General features: G+C 28.9%; 24 protein-coding genes. 3 read left to right on the top strand and 21 right to left on the bottom strand.

Annotated elements, in window-relative coordinates; all coding sequences use genetic code 11:
• Positions 1-285 precede the first annotated feature (285 nt).
• Positions 286-885: a hypothetical protein gene (locus tag ACWYO2_RS01710; protein WP_455514768.1), complete on the top strand. Its 600-nt coding sequence runs from the start codon at positions 286-288 to the stop codon at positions 883-885.
• A 130-nt stretch (positions 886-1,015) separates the two neighbouring features.
• Here the strand turns inward: ACWYO2_RS01710 and nagA are convergent, their stop codons facing one another.
• A complete protein-coding gene (gene nagA, locus ACWYO2_RS01705) occupies positions 1,016-2,164 on the bottom strand; it encodes an N-acetylglucosamine-6-phosphate deacetylase (protein WP_455514767.1) in 1,149 nt (382 codons plus the stop codon).
• A gap of 250 nt (positions 2,165-2,414) precedes the next feature.
• Here nagA and ACWYO2_RS01700 point away from each other — a divergent pair, with 250 nt between their 5' ends.
• Both ACWYO2_RS01700 and ACWYO2_RS01695 read left to right on the top strand, forming a co-directional pair.
• Entirely contained in the window at positions 2,415-3,311 is an 897-nt protein-coding gene (locus tag ACWYO2_RS01700) for a metal ABC transporter substrate-binding protein (protein WP_455514766.1), read from the top strand.
• Between the two features lie 11 nt (positions 3,312-3,322).
• The gene (locus ACWYO2_RS01695) at positions 3,323-3,868 is read left to right on the top strand and encodes an NADPH-dependent FMN reductase (protein ID WP_455514765.1); all 546 of its coding nucleotides are present in this window, start codon (positions 3,323-3,325) and stop codon (positions 3,866-3,868) included.
• A 57-nt stretch (positions 3,869-3,925) separates the two neighbouring features.
• On the opposite strand, the gene ACWYO2_RS01690 is transcribed toward ACWYO2_RS01695, so the two are convergent.
• From ACWYO2_RS01690 to rplB, 20 genes are all read right to left on the bottom strand, one after another.
• Positions 3,926-6,442 carry an ATP-dependent Clp protease ATP-binding subunit gene (locus ACWYO2_RS01690; RefSeq protein WP_455514764.1) on the bottom strand — a complete coding sequence of 839 codons (2,517 nt, stop codon included), beginning with the start codon at positions 6,440-6,442 and terminating at the stop codon, positions 3,926-3,928.
• Between the two features lie 121 nt (positions 6,443-6,563).
• Positions 6,564-7,607 (bottom strand): M42 family metallopeptidase, encoded by a 1,044-nt coding sequence (locus ACWYO2_RS01685; RefSeq protein WP_455514763.1) that lies wholly within the window; start codon positions 7,605-7,607, stop codon positions 6,564-6,566.
• Between the two features lie 51 nt (positions 7,608-7,658).
• A complete protein-coding gene (gene secY / locus ACWYO2_RS01680; protein WP_455514762.1) occupies positions 7,659-8,975 on the bottom strand; it encodes a preprotein translocase subunit SecY in 1,317 nt (438 codons plus the stop codon).
• Between the two features lie 49 nt (positions 8,976-9,024).
• Positions 9,025-9,561, bottom strand: coding sequence for a 50S ribosomal protein L15 (rplO, locus tag ACWYO2_RS01675; protein ID WP_455514761.1), 537 nt, complete (start codon positions 9,559-9,561; stop codon positions 9,025-9,027).
• Between the two features lie 4 nt (positions 9,562-9,565).
• Complete coding sequence (rpmD, locus tag ACWYO2_RS01670; protein WP_455514760.1) at positions 9,566-9,745, bottom strand: 50S ribosomal protein L30; 180 nt, start codon at positions 9,743-9,745, stop codon at positions 9,566-9,568.
• 17 nt (positions 9,746-9,762) lie between these two features.
• Complete coding sequence (gene rpsE, locus ACWYO2_RS01665; RefSeq protein ID WP_455514769.1) at positions 9,763-10,263, bottom strand: 30S ribosomal protein S5; 501 nt, start codon at positions 10,261-10,263, stop codon at positions 9,763-9,765.
• A 16-nt stretch (positions 10,264-10,279) separates the two neighbouring features.
• Positions 10,280-10,642: a 50S ribosomal protein L18 gene (rplR, locus tag ACWYO2_RS01660; protein ID WP_455514759.1), complete on the bottom strand. Its 363-nt coding sequence runs from the start codon at positions 10,640-10,642 to the stop codon at positions 10,280-10,282.
• 12 nt (positions 10,643-10,654) lie between these two features.
• Complete coding sequence (rplF, locus tag ACWYO2_RS01655; RefSeq protein WP_455514758.1) at positions 10,655-11,188, bottom strand: 50S ribosomal protein L6; 534 nt, start codon at positions 11,186-11,188, stop codon at positions 10,655-10,657.
• Positions 11,189-11,238: 50 nt separating this feature from the next.
• Complete coding sequence (gene rpsH / locus ACWYO2_RS01650; RefSeq protein ID WP_455514757.1) at positions 11,239-11,634, bottom strand: 30S ribosomal protein S8; 396 nt, start codon at positions 11,632-11,634, stop codon at positions 11,239-11,241.
• Positions 11,635-11,653: 19 nt separating this feature from the next.
• Complete coding sequence (rpsN, locus tag ACWYO2_RS01645) at positions 11,654-11,941, bottom strand: 30S ribosomal protein S14 (protein WP_455514756.1); 288 nt, start codon at positions 11,939-11,941, stop codon at positions 11,654-11,656.
• A gap of 20 nt (positions 11,942-11,961) precedes the next feature.
• On the bottom strand, positions 11,962-12,516 hold the full coding sequence (gene rplE, locus ACWYO2_RS01640; RefSeq protein ID WP_455514755.1) for a 50S ribosomal protein L5: 555 nt from the start codon (positions 12,514-12,516) through the stop codon (positions 11,962-11,964).
• Between the two features lie 23 nt (positions 12,517-12,539).
• A complete protein-coding gene (gene rplX / locus ACWYO2_RS01635) occupies positions 12,540-12,923 on the bottom strand; it encodes a 50S ribosomal protein L24 (RefSeq protein WP_455514754.1) in 384 nt (127 codons plus the stop codon).
• A 16-nt stretch (positions 12,924-12,939) separates the two neighbouring features.
• On the bottom strand, positions 12,940-13,308 hold the full coding sequence (gene rplN, locus ACWYO2_RS01630) for a 50S ribosomal protein L14 (protein WP_455514753.1): 369 nt from the start codon (positions 13,306-13,308) through the stop codon (positions 12,940-12,942).
• A 36-nt stretch (positions 13,309-13,344) separates the two neighbouring features.
• A complete protein-coding gene (gene rpsQ / locus ACWYO2_RS01625; protein ID WP_455514752.1) occupies positions 13,345-13,599 on the bottom strand; it encodes a 30S ribosomal protein S17 in 255 nt (84 codons plus the stop codon).
• Positions 13,600-13,610: 11 nt separating this feature from the next.
• Positions 13,611-13,802 carry a 50S ribosomal protein L29 gene (gene rpmC, locus ACWYO2_RS01620; protein ID WP_455514751.1) on the bottom strand — a complete coding sequence of 64 codons (192 nt, stop codon included), beginning with the start codon at positions 13,800-13,802 and terminating at the stop codon, positions 13,611-13,613.
• Complete coding sequence (gene rplP, locus ACWYO2_RS01615) at positions 13,802-14,224, bottom strand: 50S ribosomal protein L16 (protein ID WP_455514750.1); 423 nt, start codon at positions 14,222-14,224, stop codon at positions 13,802-13,804. Before rplP ends, rpmC begins: the two co-directional genes overlap by 1 nt.
• On the bottom strand, positions 14,224-14,883 hold the full coding sequence (rpsC, locus tag ACWYO2_RS01610) for a 30S ribosomal protein S3 (protein WP_455514749.1): 660 nt from the start codon (positions 14,881-14,883) through the stop codon (positions 14,224-14,226). The genes rplP and rpsC overlap by 1 nt, the downstream gene beginning before the upstream one ends.
• A gap of 25 nt (positions 14,884-14,908) precedes the next feature.
• Complete coding sequence (gene rplV, locus ACWYO2_RS01605; protein ID WP_455514748.1) at positions 14,909-15,241, bottom strand: 50S ribosomal protein L22; 333 nt, start codon at positions 15,239-15,241, stop codon at positions 14,909-14,911.
• A gap of 37 nt (positions 15,242-15,278) precedes the next feature.
• Positions 15,279-15,542, bottom strand: coding sequence for a 30S ribosomal protein S19 (gene rpsS / locus ACWYO2_RS01600; protein WP_455514747.1), 264 nt, complete (start codon positions 15,540-15,542; stop codon positions 15,279-15,281).
• Between the two features lie 22 nt (positions 15,543-15,564).
• Positions 15,565-16,392 carry a 50S ribosomal protein L2 gene (gene rplB / locus ACWYO2_RS01595; protein ID WP_455514746.1) on the bottom strand — a complete coding sequence of 276 codons (828 nt, stop codon included), beginning with the start codon at positions 16,390-16,392 and terminating at the stop codon, positions 15,565-15,567.
• Positions 16,393-16,640 lie beyond the last annotated feature (248 nt).

The raw sequence follows: 16,640 nt of genomic DNA, 5'->3' as shown, positions 1-16,640 counted from the left end.
TAAATACTGAAACATCTCATAAAATAGTAATAAATATGATGAATAAATTTAAAGATTCTAAATATAATGTAACTTTAATATATAATAATAGTTTAACATATTCTCTAACTATAAAAAATAACAATGGTTTAGAGTTTAGCATTTCTTAATAACACTAAATTTTTTTTCAAAAAAAATACTTTGATTAACAAACAAAAATATATATTAACACTGAATACAAGAGGATTTTACCCTCTTGTTTTTTTATTATTTTTAGTGTAGAATAATAAAAAACAAGGAGGTTATATGAAAAAAATTTTTAAATTTATAATGCTTATCGCATTAATGACATGTACAGTTTTTGCTGGTTCTCATAAATATAAAAAACCAGAATTTACAAGTTTCAAGGAATATAAAGTAGTGGATACTGTTCACAATATTCCAATGAGTTTAAAATTAGGTGTATCAGAAGGTAAAGACCTTTTATATATTCCAGGTTACGGAAGAATTTTCTTAGAAAAAACAGATTATGGTTATAGAGATATTAACAATAATATGGACGTATTCGTTAAAAATAACGGAAGTATCGAAATTAAAGCAAATGTAACTATGATTGATTTAAACTTTATGTACCCTGATAAATATAAAAAAGGAGAATTTTATCATTCACTTTCTGGGTTCCTTCATTCTCACATCTACCCTATGATAGAGGAAAATAAAATTAAAGTTGGTGAAGATACATTTAATGTTAAAAAAAGTGTTAATGATTTTGATCAATCTGTAATGTATAAAGAAGAAAATGGTAAATTTACTGTTCTTTATCTTCCAAATTGGTCAAGAGAAAATATATCTTTACCAGATCTTGCAGAATTTAAATTTACTGTAAATCTTGAAGAAGTAAAATAATTATAATTAATGATTTTATGCACCTAAACTTTAAAATATTTAAAATTTAGGTGCAATTTTTATAAAAAAATATGTATCTACAAACTTTTAGTCTTTACTAGTTTATCGATACATATTCATTAAATTTATATTAATATTTAGTAAGTTGTCCTTTTGCTATTGTACCTTCAACAACAAAATCTTCATTATAATATGTTAAATCGGCTATATAACCTTCTTTTATATATCCATATCTGTCATCAACTTGAACAGCTTTTGCAGGATAAGATGTAGCCATTCTTAATGCTTCTTCTTCACTTATTTTTACTTCTTTTACTAAGTTTTTTATTCCTGTTATCATATCAAGAGCTGACCCACCCAATGTTCCTGTTTCTGTTGCACATCTTCCATCTTTATAATATACTTTATGTCCTTCAAACATGAAATATTCCATATTTGTTCCCATAGGAGAAACAGCATCTGTAACTAAGTATAATTTTGATTTAAGAACTTCTTTTACTACTCTAACTGATGGAAAACTTGCATGTAGTCCATCTACTATAATTCCACAATTCATATTCTTATTATCTAAAAGATATCCTACAACTCCTGGTTCTCTTGAATCAAAAGGACGCATTGCATTAAATAAATGAGTAGCATTTCTATAATATTTTTCTTTCTCTTTTATTTCTTCATAAAGAGCATTACTATGACCTATAGAAAGATTTATTCCACTTTCATACAATTTAATTAGATGTTTCTCTAATGCTACCTCAGGTGCAATAGTCATTATTTTTACACCTTCATAACCAACCTTAGCAATTTCATCTATTACTTCATCAGATAACACTCTTATATAATCAGGTCTATGAACACCTTTCTTTTCTAAACTAATATATGGTCCTTCTATATGAAGTCCTAAAACTCCTATATCTTCTTTTTCATCTTTTAAATCTTCTATTAATTTCAAAGCCTTTAATATTTTTTCATCAGGTGAAGTTATTAAAGTAGGTAAATAAGATGTTGCTCCAAATCTTTTATTTGTTTCATTCATTATTTCTAATGTTTCACGAGTTATTTCATCATTAAATAAAACTCCTCCACATCCATTTAATTGTAAATCTATAAATCCTGGAGACAATACTTTACCTTCTATATCAATTACCTCATTATTTTTTAAATCTTCATCAGTTAAAAAAGGCGTACTTGTTATTTTTTTTATTTTTCTACCTTCAATAATTACTGCATTTTCTCCAATAAATTTATCACCATCAAATATTTTAGCATTCTTAATTATCATAGTTACCACCGTATGAATTTCATACTCTCCTTTCTTTATTCTTATAATATATTGTACTACCATCACAAAAAAAAATCAAGTTATTAATCAAAAAAAAAATGAAAAATGAAAAATTTTTTCACTTTTTAATAATACTGAATTTTTTATAATACAATTTCCTTTCAAATAGAAATATAAATTTAAATTAACACCAATTTTATCAACTTGTAATTCATTTATAATGGTGTTATAATCTTTCTTGGAGGTGCTTATGAAAAAGAAATTTTTAATTATAATAATGTTAATATTTATGGGAATAATTTCTGAATCTAAATTAAAGATAGGAGTTAGTATGTTACCTTACTATTCTTTTGCTACAAATATAGTAAAAGATAAAGCAGATGTGTATCAAATATTGCCAACTGATGCTGATGTACATACATACCAACCATCTGCAAATGAAGTAAAAAAAATATCTAATTTAGATGTTTTAATAATAAATGGAACAGGAATTGATAACTATATGTATAATTTGATAAAAGCTTCAGGAAACAAACATATTAAAGTTATCGTTGCAAGTAAAAATGTATCACTACTTCCTGTATCTGGTGAAAGAGGAAGAGTAAAATCAGTTAATACTCATACTTTTATATCAGTACAAGCTTCAATACAACAAATTAATACTATAGCTAAAGAATTAGCTAATTTGGATAAATCTAATGCAAATATTTACTTAAAAAATGCTAGAGAATATGGTAGAAAACTATCTAATATAAAAGCTAGAAAAATTAGGGAAATTTCAAATTTAAGAAAAAAGATTCAGTTTAATGTAGCTACAACTCATGGAGGTTATGACTATATATTAGGAGAAATTGGTATAGGAGTATCTGTAGTAATAGAACCACATGATAATGTTCGTCCTTCAGCAGTTGATTTAAAAGAATCTATAAAATTAATAAAAGAAAAACATATAAATGTATTATTTGAATCAGATGGTTCACAATCACCGTATACTAGACAAATTATCAGCGAAACTGGTGTAGTTTCAGGTAAATTGTTACATATGACTAATGGAAAATATACAACAACTGCCTTTGAAAATGATCTTGAAAAGAATTTTGATATTATAATATCAACATTTAAAAAGGCTGTATCTAAATCTAGATAAAGGAGAAAATAATGAAAAATATTAAAATTATTGTAGGTTCAATACCTGAAAATTCATTACAAAAAAAAATAGCTTTAAGTATTCAAAAAAAATTCTCAGATATTGCTAATTATTCATTAGTATTTATAAATGATTTGCCTTTCTATAATTATGAAATCGAAAATAATGATATACCCTCAGTTACAAAATTTCATAAAGAAATAAAAGAAGCAGATGGTATTATAATCTTAGCTTCTGAATATAATTCTTCTATTTCAGCGCCATTAAAAAATGCGTTAGATTGGTTAAGTCGTGGAGAGCAATCTTTAAACGGTAAACCTGTTCTTGTTGCTGGTGCAAGTCCTGGTGCACTTGGAACTGTACGTGCACAAGACCATTTAAAATTAATACTTTCTCACTATGCAATAAATGGTATAGTAATGCCTGGTGCATCTATACTAATAAATAATGCTTATCAAAAATTAGATGAAAATGGTATTATAAACGATGAAGAAAGTTTAAAATTTTTAGAAGGTCATTTAAAAAACTTTAATAACTTGATAGAAAAAATTAAATAAGATTAAATAAAAATAACATGTTTTCTTAAAAAAGATAACATGTTATTTTTTATATTTTTATCTTACTAATTCTAGTTTAACTTTTTCATCTACTATTTCAATCTTTATTATACTATTAGTAGAAATATTTTCTTTTAATATTAATTTAGATATATCAGTTTCTAATTCTTTTTGTATGAATCTTCTAATAGGTCTTGCTCCATAATTAGGATCATAGGCATTATTAACTACATAATCTATTAAATCTTCTCCAAATTCAATCACTATTAATCTATCTTTAAGTTTATCATTCATTTTAGATAATTCAAGTCTAACTATATTTTTAACGCTTTCTTTATCTAAAGAATTAAATGTAATAATTTCATCTAATCTATTTAAAAACTCTGGTTTAAATCTAGATTTCAACTCTTCATATACCATTTCTTTTTTACCTTCTAGTATATATTGTGACCCTATATTTGACGTCATTATTATTATTGTATTTTTAAAATCAACAAGTCTTCCTTTACCATCTGTAAGTCTTCCATCATCTAAAACTTGTAATAATATGTTAAATACATCAGGATGTGCTTTTTCAATTTCATCTAGAAGTATTACAGAATAAGGTTTTCTTCTAACTTTTTCTGTTAATTGTCCACCTTCTTCATAACCTACATAACCAGGAGGAGCTCCTATTAATCTTGCGACTGAGTGTTTTTCCATATATTCACTCATATCTATTCTTATTATTAAATTTTCATCATCAAATAAATTTTTAGCTAATTGTTTAGTTACATAAGTTTTACCAACACCTGTTGGACCTAAAAACATAAAAGAACCTATGGGTCTATTGACATCTTTAAGACCAGCACGAGATCTCAAAACAGTATCTGCAATTGAACTTATAGCTTGATCTTGTCCTATAACCTTTTCTTTTAAATGTTCTTCTAAAGATAGGATTTTTTCATTTTCACTTTGAACTAATTTACCTACAGGTATTCCAGTCCATTTTGCAACAATTTCTGCTATTTGTTCTTTACCTATAATTTGAGAGACCAAATTATTATTTTCAGATTTTTCTCTAATTTCATTCAATTCTTTTTCAAGCTTTGGAATTATATCATACTTATATTCTGCCACTTTCCCATAATCAGCAACTCTCTCATATTCACTAGCTTTCAAATTAGCTTCATCTATTTTTTGTTTTATATCTTTCAATTTAACTACATTTTCTTTTTCTAAATTCCAATTTAAAGTTAAAACTCTTTTTTTCTCTCCAATTTCAGCAAGTTCTTTAACAATTTCTTCTAGTCTTAATTTACTTGTTTCATCTTCTTCCTTTTTAAGAGCTTCTCTTTCTATTTCAAGTTGTGCATATTTTCTATTTAATTCATCTAATTCTGTTGGTACCGAATTAATTTCAGTCTTAATTTTAGCACAAGCTTCATCTATTAAATCTATTGCTTTATCTGGTAAAAATCTATCTTGAATATATCTATCAGACATAGTTGCTGCTGATACTATAGCTGCATCAGATATTCTAATACCATGATATTGTTCAAATTTTTCTTTTAATCCTCTTAATATAGATATAGCATCATCTACCGTAGGTTCTAATACTTGAATAGGTTGAAATCTTCTTTCAAGTGCTGCATCATTTTCTATATATTTTCTATACTCTCCTAATGTAGTCGCCCCAATAACTTCTATTTCTCCTCTTGCTAGCATTGGTTTTAATAAATTAGAAGCATTCATAGCTCCATTTTGACCACCTGCACCTACAATATTATGTACTTCATCTATAAATAGTATTATATTTCCACTACTATTCTCTAAAGTATCTACAACAGATTTTAATCTTTCTTCAAATTCACCTTGATATTTAGCTCCTGCTATAAGTGCACCCATATCTAAAGAAAATACTGTCTTATTTTTCAAATTATCTGGTACATCTCCTGAAAAAATTCTTTGAGCTAAACCTTCAACAAGTGCAGTTTTACCGACACCTGGTTCACCTATTATCATAGGATTATTTTTATTTCTTCTAGATAATATTTGTATCAATCTACGAATTTCATTATCTCTTCCTATTACAGGATCTAACTTCCCACTTCCAGCAAGTGCAACTAAGTCTTTACCATATTTTTTAAGAACATCAAGATTATCTTCAAACCCATCACTGTTAATTTTTCTTCCTGAAAGCATTTCATTTAAAACTTCCTCTACTTTTTTAACATCTAATCCAAAATTTTTAATTCTTATAGTAGCAAGTAATAAGTGAATTACAGAAATATACTCATGACCCCCATCTTTTGCTAATTCATTTGCAGAATTTATCATTTCAGTAAACTCTCTGCTATATTGTAACTGTGCATTTGATGATACCTTAGGCATATTATTTAATTGTGTATATATTTCGTTTTGTAAATTATTTGTATCTACATTTATTTTATTCAATACAGACTTAGTTGTATCATCATTAGACACTAATTCTAACATCAAGTGTTCAAGTTTAATATCAGAACTTTTGAATTTACTTGCAAAATTCATTGCATTTTCTAAAACTTCTAGCGCTTTTCTAGTAAATTTATTCATATTTATCACCTCATTAAATTTATTTTTTTGTTAGCACTCTAATATAATTACTGCTAACAATTGTATATTATCATTTAATTTAGTATTTGTCAAGAAGTTTTTAAAAAAAATACTCCTTTTTTTAAAAAGGAGTAACTAAATTACTTAATAAATATGAATCCACAAGTCTTTCTGTCGCCTCAATAGAATTTATATGTGTTCTTTCATACGAATGACTAGATTCTATACCTGCACCAATTAGCGCATGTTTAATATCTGCACCAGCACTCATAGCAGCTGATGCATCACTTCCGTAATAAGGATATATATCTAACTTATATTCTATATTATTTTTTTTAGCTATTTCAACCAAATGAACTCTAAATTCATAATTATATGGTCCTGAAGAATCTTTTGTGCATATAGATACTGTATATTCATCAGTTGACTGATCATCCCCCATTGCTCCCATATCCACAGCTAGATATTCTACAACATTATTTGAAATATTACTATTTGCTCCATGTCCTACTTCTTCAAATACACTAAAAGCAAAATGTGTTGTATAAGGTAACTCAATATTTTCTTTAGAGTATTTTTCTAATAAATTTAATAAAATTGCAGCTGAAACTTTATCATCTAAAAAACGTGATTTAACAAATCCATTTTCTGTAATTATTGTTCTTGGATCAAAAGAAATAAAATCTCCAACTTGTATCCCTAGTTCTTCTGTTTCCTTCTTGCTATTTGTCTTAGCATCCAGTCTAATTTCCATATTATTATCATTTCTTTCCAAAGTACCTGCTTCTCTATATACATGTGTACTAGTTTGATGTATAAGAATAGTCCCTGTAATATTTTTATTTGTTCCTGATAAATGTATTAAACAATTTTCACCCTCTATCATATTCCAAGGAAAACCGCCTATTTTTACAAGTTTCAATCTTCCATCTGATTTTATTGCTTTAACCATAGCACCTAATGTATCTACGTGTGCTGTTATATATCTGTGTTTTTCATCATTTTTACCTTTAACTACTATATTAACCCCACCTTTATTAGTTCTAATAGGAGCATATCCAAAATCTTCTAATTTTTTAAATATATACTCACTAACTTCTCTAGTATAACCAGTCGGTGATGGTATAGCTAACAATTCTTTTAAATATTTTAATGTATTTTGCATTTATTACACCTTTCATTTTATCAAATTATTTATATAAAAGAAAAAGAAGAATTATCTTCTTCTTCTTACATTATTAAATCCTTTATATTTTTGTGTTGCAAGATGAGAATCAATATTTTGTATCAATTCAACTGCAACCCCAACTAAAATTAATAAACTTGTTCCTCCAAGCATTACTGGAACATTTAAAACATAACCAAACCAAAGGTTAGGTAATATTCCTAATATTGCAAGGAATAAAGCTGTACCAAATGTTATTCTATTAACAATATATTCTAGAAACTCTGAAGTTTCTTTACCAGCTCTTTTTAGAGGTATTGTACCTCCACTTTGTTTTAACCCATCAGCAATTTTTTCAGGATCAAACACTATAGCAGTATAAAAGAATGAAAATAGAATAATTAATATAACTGATAAACCTAAATACGCCCATCCTTTTTGACCAAAAATACTTACTAAATATGCTTTAGTTTTAGGATCTACTTTAAGTATAGGTAGAACTGAAGATGGTACTGCAAGTATCATTGAAGCAAAGATTATAGGCATAACTCCTGCTGTATTAATCTTTACTGGTAAATACGTTTTTCTACCAACTACTGTTTGTTCAGTATTACCAACACCTCTACTAGATTTACCTACATATTGTATAGGTATTCTTCTTTCACCTAATTGTATTATTACCATTATTATTATTACAATCAAGAACATTAATAATGATAAATATGCTAATGTCATATCACGACCTGAATTTTTAAGCTGAGTAATTGTACCCTTAATAACTTGTGGTAAATTAGATACTATATTTAAGAAAATTAACATTGAAGTTCCATTTCCTATACCTTTAATAGATATTCTTTCTGATAACCACATTAAAAATGCTGTACCTCCAGTAATTAAAACCACTGTTGTTATTATAAACCTAGGACCTGGATTTAATACATAATTATTTGTCTGTAAAACTATAGCTATTCCAGCAGATTGGAATAAAGTTGTAACTATAGTTAAATATCTAGACCATTGTGTTATTTTTTCTGCTTCTTTTCCACCCTCTCTTTGCATCTCTTCAATTCTTGGGAATAATACTCCTAAAATTTGAAATACAATAGAGGCATTAATGTATGGGGCTATTCCTAACGAGAATATTGAAGCTCTTTGCACAGCACCACCTGAAAATAAATCTAAAAATTGTGCTAATGCATTCCCTTTTGCAAATCCTGAAAATAATTCCATATTAATTCCAGGAACTGCAATATGCACTCCAATTCTGGCTACAAGAAAGCACCCTAGTGTAAATAAGATTCTTTTTCTTAATTCACGAGTATGAATCATAGCGTTAAATCTTACTAATAATGCTTCTTTAAAAGTCAATTTAAATCACCCCTATTTTAATTTTGTAAAGGAAAAAAGTAAGATAAACTTACTCTCCCTCAACTTCTTTAGCATTTCCTGCAACATTTGCAAATGATTTAATTTCAAGTAATTCTACTGAACCATTGAATTTTTCAACTGAAGCTTTTGCTCCTTTTGAAATTCTATGTGCAACTACTTTTAAAGATTTTTCTAATTCATATTCTCCTATTATTTTTAATAATGAAGTATAAATTCTTTCCCCATCTTCTTTAACTATGAATTTAGCATTTTTAATTACTCTTTTTTCTAATAAAGTATTTAATGATACTTCTTCACCGTTCTCAAATTTATCAGCTATATCTTTTAAATTTATAACTAAAACATCTTTTTTGAACTCAGAATTAGAGAATCCTCTCTTAGGAACTCTTCTGATTAAAGGCATTTGTCCACCTTCGAACGCCGCTGAAACATAAGTCCCTGATCTTTGTTTTTGTCCATTATGACCTTTACCAGCTGTTTTACCCCAACCAGTTCCATGTCCTCTACCGATTCTTCTTCTTTCTCTCTTAGATCCTTCGGCAGGTCTTAACTCATTAAGATTCATTGATTTAAACCTCCTCTACTTTAACTAAATAAGAAACTAATTTAATTTTACCTTCTATATCTGAAGTCAAATTGTGTTCAACAGTTTGACCAACTTTTCTTAAACCTAAAGATTTAATTGTTGCGATATGGTTAGGCTTTCTTCCATTAATTCCTTTTATAAGTGTTATATTTACTTTAGTCATTAATCTATCCTCCTAGCCTATCCTATTATTTCTTCTACTGTTTTTCCTCTTAATTTTGCAACTTGTTCTATAGATCTTAATTGTTTTAATCCATCTAATGTAGCTCTTGCAACATTATCCTTAGTTTTAGATCCTCTTATCTTAGTAAGTACATCTGTAACTCCAACTAATTCTAAAATTTCTCTTGTTGCTGACCCAGCTATTACCCCAGTCCCTTTTGAAGCTGGTTTTAATAATACTGAAGTTGCATTAAATTTACCTATTTGTTCATGAGGTAATGTTCCACCTTTTAATGAAACTGTTATCATATTTTTCTTTGCTCCTGCTATTGCTTTTCTTATTGCTTCAGGAACTCCGTTAGCTTTTCCTAACCCTAATCCTACTTTTCCGTTTCCGTCTCCAACTGCTGCAAGTACTGAGAATGAAATTCTTCTTCCCCCTTTAACAGTTTTAGAAACTCTACTAATTCTTAAAAGTTTTTCTTTGTATTCGTTATTTTTAACTTCTCTTGCCAAAATAAATCCTCCTATCCTATTAGAATTCTAATCCTGCTTCTCTTGCAGCATCTGCTAATGCTTTAACACGTCCTGTGTAGATGTATCCACTTCTATCAAATACAACTTTAGTAATTCCAGCAGCTTTTGCTTTTTCAGCTATTCTTGTACCAACAATTTTAGCTGCTTCAACATTTGATCCAACCTCAACTTTATTACCTTTTTCAATAGTTGATGCTGAAACTAATGTTCTTCCTGTTGTATCATCTATAACTTGTGCAAATATGTTTGTTAAGCTTCTAAATACAGTAAGTCTTGGTCTTTCAGCAGTTCCACTGATTTTAGATCTAATACTTCTGTGTTTTTTTACTCTTGCTGATTTTCTATCTATTCTTTTAATCATTTAAACTACCTCCTATCCTTTCTTACCTTCTTTTCTTCTTATCTTCTCATCTGCATATTTAACTCCTTTACCTTTATAAGGTTCTGGAGCTCTCTTAGCTCTTATATCTGAAGCAACTTGACCAACTAATTGTTTGTCTATTCCTTCTACTGTAATTTTAGTATTTCCTTCAACTACAAAGTTTATTCCATCTATTGGAGCTATTTCAACTGGATGAGAATATCCTAATGCTAATGTTAAACCTTTACCATTAGCTGCTACTCTGTATCCTACCCCAACTAATTCTAATTTAATTTTAAATCCTTCACTTACACCAACAACCATGTTGTTTAAGTTTGCTCTAGTAGTACCGTGTAATGCTCTTATATTTGGTAAGTCATTTGGTCTTTCTAAAGTGATTTCATTATTTTCTACAGTAACTTTAATTTCAGAAGATAATTCTCTTGATAAAGTTCCTTTTGGTCCTTTTACAGTATATACATTACCAACATTAGTAACTTCTACACCTTTAGGTATAACTATAGGTTTTTTACCTACTCTTGACATTTTTTTCCTCCTTATGTGCGTAAATTTCCATAAGCGTGATTAAATTCTAATTACCAAACGTAACAAAGAACTTCTCCACCAACGCTTTGCTTTCTGCATTCTTTATCAGTTAAAACACCTTTAGGTGTAGTAACGATAGCTATTCCTAATCCACCTAAAACTTTAGGTAAATCTTCTACTGAACTATATACTCTTCTTCCAGGTTTAGAAATTCTTTTTAATCCTTTAATTACTGCTTCACCATCAACAGTTTTTAAAGTTACTAAAATATCCTTTCTAGCTCCTTCTTCTTTTACTTCAAATTCTGATATATATCCTTCATTTTTTAATATATTTGCGATACTTTCTTTTATTTTAGAAAATGGTATTAATACGCTATTATGTTTAGCTGTATTTGCATTTCTAATTCTTGTTAACATATCTGCAATAGGATCTGTTAAATGCATTTTTTTCCTCCTCTCAAAATTACCAACTTGATTTTTTAACTCCAGGGATCATCCCTTCACCAGCTAATTGTCTAAACATTACTCTAGATATTCCAAATTCTCTCATATATCCTCTTGGTCTACCATTAACTTGGCATCTATTTCTTAGTCTAGTAGGTGATGCGTTTCTAGGTAATTTAGATAATTCAACTAAAGCTTCTCTATCACCTTTTCTAGCTCTTTCTTTTAACTCAGCTCTTTTTTCTGCGTATTTATCTATTGTTCTTGCAACTTTTAAGTTTTTTTGAACCATTGCTTTTTTAGCCATTAAATGTTTGCACCTCCTTATTATTTAGCAAAAGGCATTCCAAATGCTCTTAATAATGCTCTTCCTTCTTCATCATTTTTTGCAGTAGTTACGAATGTTATACCCATTCCTAATACTTTATCAACTTTATCAATTTCAATTTCAGGGAAAATTATTTGTTCTTTAAGACCTAAAGTATAGTTTCCTCTTCCATCAAATCCTTTGTTTGAAACTCCTTCAAAATCTCTTACTCTTGGTAAAGTAACACTTACTAATCTATCTAAAAATTCAAACATTTTTTCTTTTCTTAGAGTTACTTTAGCTCCTATTAATTGACCTTCTCTAAGTTTAAATCCAGCTTCTGATTTTCTCGCTTTTCTAGCTACTGGTTTTTGTCCTGTAATTTGAGCTAATTCTTTAACAGCCGTATCTATTAATTTAGGATTGCTTACTGCATCTCCTAAACCCATATTTACTATAATTTTATCTAATTTAGGTACTTCCATAACATTAGTAAGTCCTAATTCTTTCATTAATGCTGATACCATTGTTTCTTTGTATGCTTTTTGTAATCTAGGCATATATTTTTCAGACATTTAGGTATCCTCCTTCCTGATTATTATATTTCTTTACCAGATTTAACTGATATTCTAACTTTTTTACCATCTTTTATTTCATATCTAACTCTTGTAGCACTCTTAACACTTTCGTCCCATAACATTACTTTTGATGAGAAAATAGGTACTTCTCTTTCTACAATCTCACCTTGTGTGTTCATTTGAGTTGGTTTTAAATGTTTTTTCTTAACATTAACACCTTCAACTACAACTTTACCTAATTTAGGAAAGACTTTTAAAACTTTTCCTATTTTACCTTTATCACCTAATTGTGAAGATTTATTACTTCTTTTATCATTATTACTTCTTCCACTAATTACAACAACTGTATCTCCAGTTTTAACATGTAATTTCTTAGGAACTGATTTAATTTTAGATTTTATCACGAAAAATTCCTCCTTCCTAAAGTACTTCTGGCGCTAATGAAACTATTTTCATAAAGTTCTTAGCTCTTAATTCTCTTGCAACAGGTCCAAATATTCTTGTCCCTCTCATTTCTAATGCAGTATTTAATACTACAGCTGCGTTATCATCAAATTTTATATATGATCCGTCTGCTCTTCTAGTTTCTTTCTTAGTTCTTACTATAACTGCTTTTACAACGTCACCTTTTTTAACATTTCCATTAGGTATAGCTTCTTTAACAGATGCTACAACAACGTCACCTATTCTTCCGAATCTTCTTTTTGAACCACCTAATACTCTAATAACCATGATTTTTTTTGCACCAGTATTATCAGCAACATTAAGTATACTTTGTTGTTGAACCATTTAATAGTTCCTCCTCCCGTAAATAAATAGTATATATTATTTAGCTTTCTCTATTATTTCAACTACTCTCCAGTTTTTATCCTTACTTAAAGGTCTAGTTTCCATAATTCTAACTTTATCTCCAACATGACATTCATTTAATTCATCATGTGCTTTATATCTTTTAGAAGTTTTAACTCTTTTCTTATATAATTTATGAAGTTTCATTGTATTTTCTACAACTACTACTGTCTTATCCATTTTATCAGAAACAACTATTCCTTCTCTGACTTTTCTTTCATTTCTTTCCACTCAGAATCCTCCTACTTACCAGTTTTTTCTGTTAAAATTGTTTTCATTCTAGCTATATCTCTTCTAACTTCTTTTATTTTTGCTGTGTTTTGTAATTGTCCAAGAGTTTTTTGTAGCTTTAAATTAAACAATTCATGTTTTAATTCTTTTATTTGTGATTCTAATTGATTTAAATCTAAATCTCTAACTTCTTTAACTGTCATTACTTATCACCACCTACTTCTCTTCTAATGAATTTTACTTTGATAGGTAGTTTGTGTCCAGCTTTTCTTAATGCTTCTTTGGCTTTTTCTTCTGAAACTCCACCAACTTCAAACATTACTTTACCTTTTTTAACTACTGCTACCCAACCTTCAGCATTACCTTTACCTTTACCCATTCTTGTTCCTTCAGGTCTTTTTGTATAAGGTTTATCAGGGAAAATTCTAATCCAAATTTTTCCTTCTCTTTTAAATGTTCTATTTATAGTAATTCTGCATGCTTCTATTTGTCTTGAAGTTATCCAACCAAATTCATTTGCAGCTAATCCGAAATCACCGAATGCTACATAATTTCCTTTAGTTGCTACTCCACCCATGCTTCCTCTAAATTGTTTTCTATATTTAGTTCTCTTAGGTATAAGCACTATTGGTCTCCCCCTTCCTTCTTAGTAGGTAATACTTCACCATTAAAGATCCATACTTTGATCCCTAATGCTCCATATGTTGTATGAGCTGTTGCTGTTGCATAATCAACATCTGCTCTTAATGTATGTAATGGTACTCTTCCTGATAAAGTCCATTCACTTCTTGCTATTTCTGCTCCATTTAATCTTCCTGAAGTCATTACTTTAATTCCTAATACTCCAGCTTTTTCTGCATTTCTGATAGCTTGTTGTACCGCTCTCTTATATGCCACACGTTTTTCTATTGCTGATGCAATACTTTCAGCAACTAATTGTGCATCTCTATTAGGGTTTTTAATTTCTAAAGCTTTAACAAAAACTTTTTTCCCTGTTAATTTTTCAAGTTGTCCTTTAAGAGCTTGTATTTCAGCTCCTTTTCTACCTATTAAAACTGCTGCTTTACCTGTTGAAATGATTACTGTTAATTCTTTTTCAGATACTCTTTCAATAGCAATTGAAGAGATTCCAGCTTGGTAGTAGTTTTTCTTAATATATTCTCTTATTTTTAAATCTTCATGAAAATTGTTTAAATACTCTTTTCCTTTTTTAGCGAACCATTTTGAATCCCATGTTTTAACGATTCCGATTCTCATACCCCTAGGATCTACTTTTTGTCCCACAGAACTACCTCCTCTATTTTCCTAATTATTTTACATCCACTTCAACTGTTATATGTGCAAGTGGCTTTCTTATTATGTCTGCTCTTCCCATTGCTCTTGGGTTCATTCTTTTTAATACAGGTCCTTTATCTATTAAAACTTTTGAAACATAAAGATTTTCTGGATTTAATCCTAAATTATGTTCAGCATTTGCAATTGCTGATCTTAATGTTTTTTCTATTAAAGGAGCTGCTTTTTTATTTGTAAATCTTAATATATTTAATGCTTCTAAAGCGCTTTTTCCTCTTACTATATCAGCTACTAATCTAGCTTTTTGAGGACTTAATCTTTGATAACGTAATTTAGCTACTGCTGGCATCCGTCTTCTCCTTTCATCCTTCTGATGTATTTATATTCTATTTCTTTTTATCTTTACCATGTCCATGATAAGTTCTAGTTGGAGCAAATTCTCCTAATTTATGACCTACCATTTCTTCTGTTACATACACAGGTATATGTTTTTTACCGTTATAAACAGCAAAAGTATACCCTATGAATTCTGGAAATATTGTTGATCTTCTTGACCAAGTTTTAATTACAGCTTTGTTATTACCTTGAGCTTCTACTTTTTTAAATAAGTAATGATCAGCAAAAGGTCCTTTTTTTAATGAACGAGCCATTTTTCCTCCTTACTTTATTGTCTTATTTTTTTCTCTTTCTTACGATGAATTTATCAGAGTTTTTCTTACCTCTAGTTTTCTTACCTAAAGCAGGTTTACCCCAAGGAGTAACTGGTGCTTTTCTACCTATTGGAGATCTTCCTTCTCCTCCTCCGTGTGGATGGTCTACAGGGTTCATTACTGATCCTCTAACATGAGGTTTTCTTCCTAAGTGTCTATTTCTTCCAGCTTTACCTAAAGATACTAATGAGTGTTCAGAATTTCCTACTACACCTACTGTTGCAAAACATTCTCTATGAATTAATCTTAATTCTCCAGAAGGTAATTCAACGTGGCAGTAAGTTCCTTCTTTAGCTACAAGTCTTGCTGAAGTTCCAGCTGATCTTGCAAGTTGTCCACCTTTACCAGCTATTAATTCAACATTGTGAATTAAAGTACCTACTGGTAAATCTTTAAGTTTTAAAGCGTTTCCTGGTTTAATTTCAGCGTTTTCACCTGCTAAAACTGTATCACCTTTCTTTAACCCATTAGGAGCTAAGATGTATCTCTTTTCTCCATCTACATAATGTAATAAAGCAATATTTGCTGTTCTATTAGGATCATACTCTATTGTTGCAACTTTTGCAGGTATTCCTAATTTGTTTCTTTTCCAATCGATTACTCTATATAATCTCTTGTGACCTTTGTGTCTGTTTCTTCCTGTTCTGTGTCCATAGTTGTCTATACCATAAGATGATGATAATGGTTCAACTAATGTTTTTTCAGGTCTAACTTTGTCTAATTCAGTATTTACTAAAATTGACATGTGCCGAGTACCGCTTGTTATCGGTTTTAATTTTTTGATAGGCATATCTTCCCTCCAATTTCTTTAATTTTATATACACACTCTACCTCGTGTGCACCTATAAAGTGCAAGCACATAAAAAAGTGTGCTGACCTATAATAAGAACTAGTTTTACTAGTCAACTTAGTTAGTATATCACAAAAAAAGGTAAAAGTCTAGTGTTTTTCAGTATTTTTTTCGTATTTTTTTAAATATATATTTTTCTAAATATTTTTAGCAATTTTTTCTACCTTTTTCAAAAATTTATTCCTTTG

This window comes from Pseudostreptobacillus sp., assembly GCF_977040545.1.
Note: the sequence above shows the minus strand (reverse complement) of the source record. Positions and strands in the feature narration are given on the sequence as shown.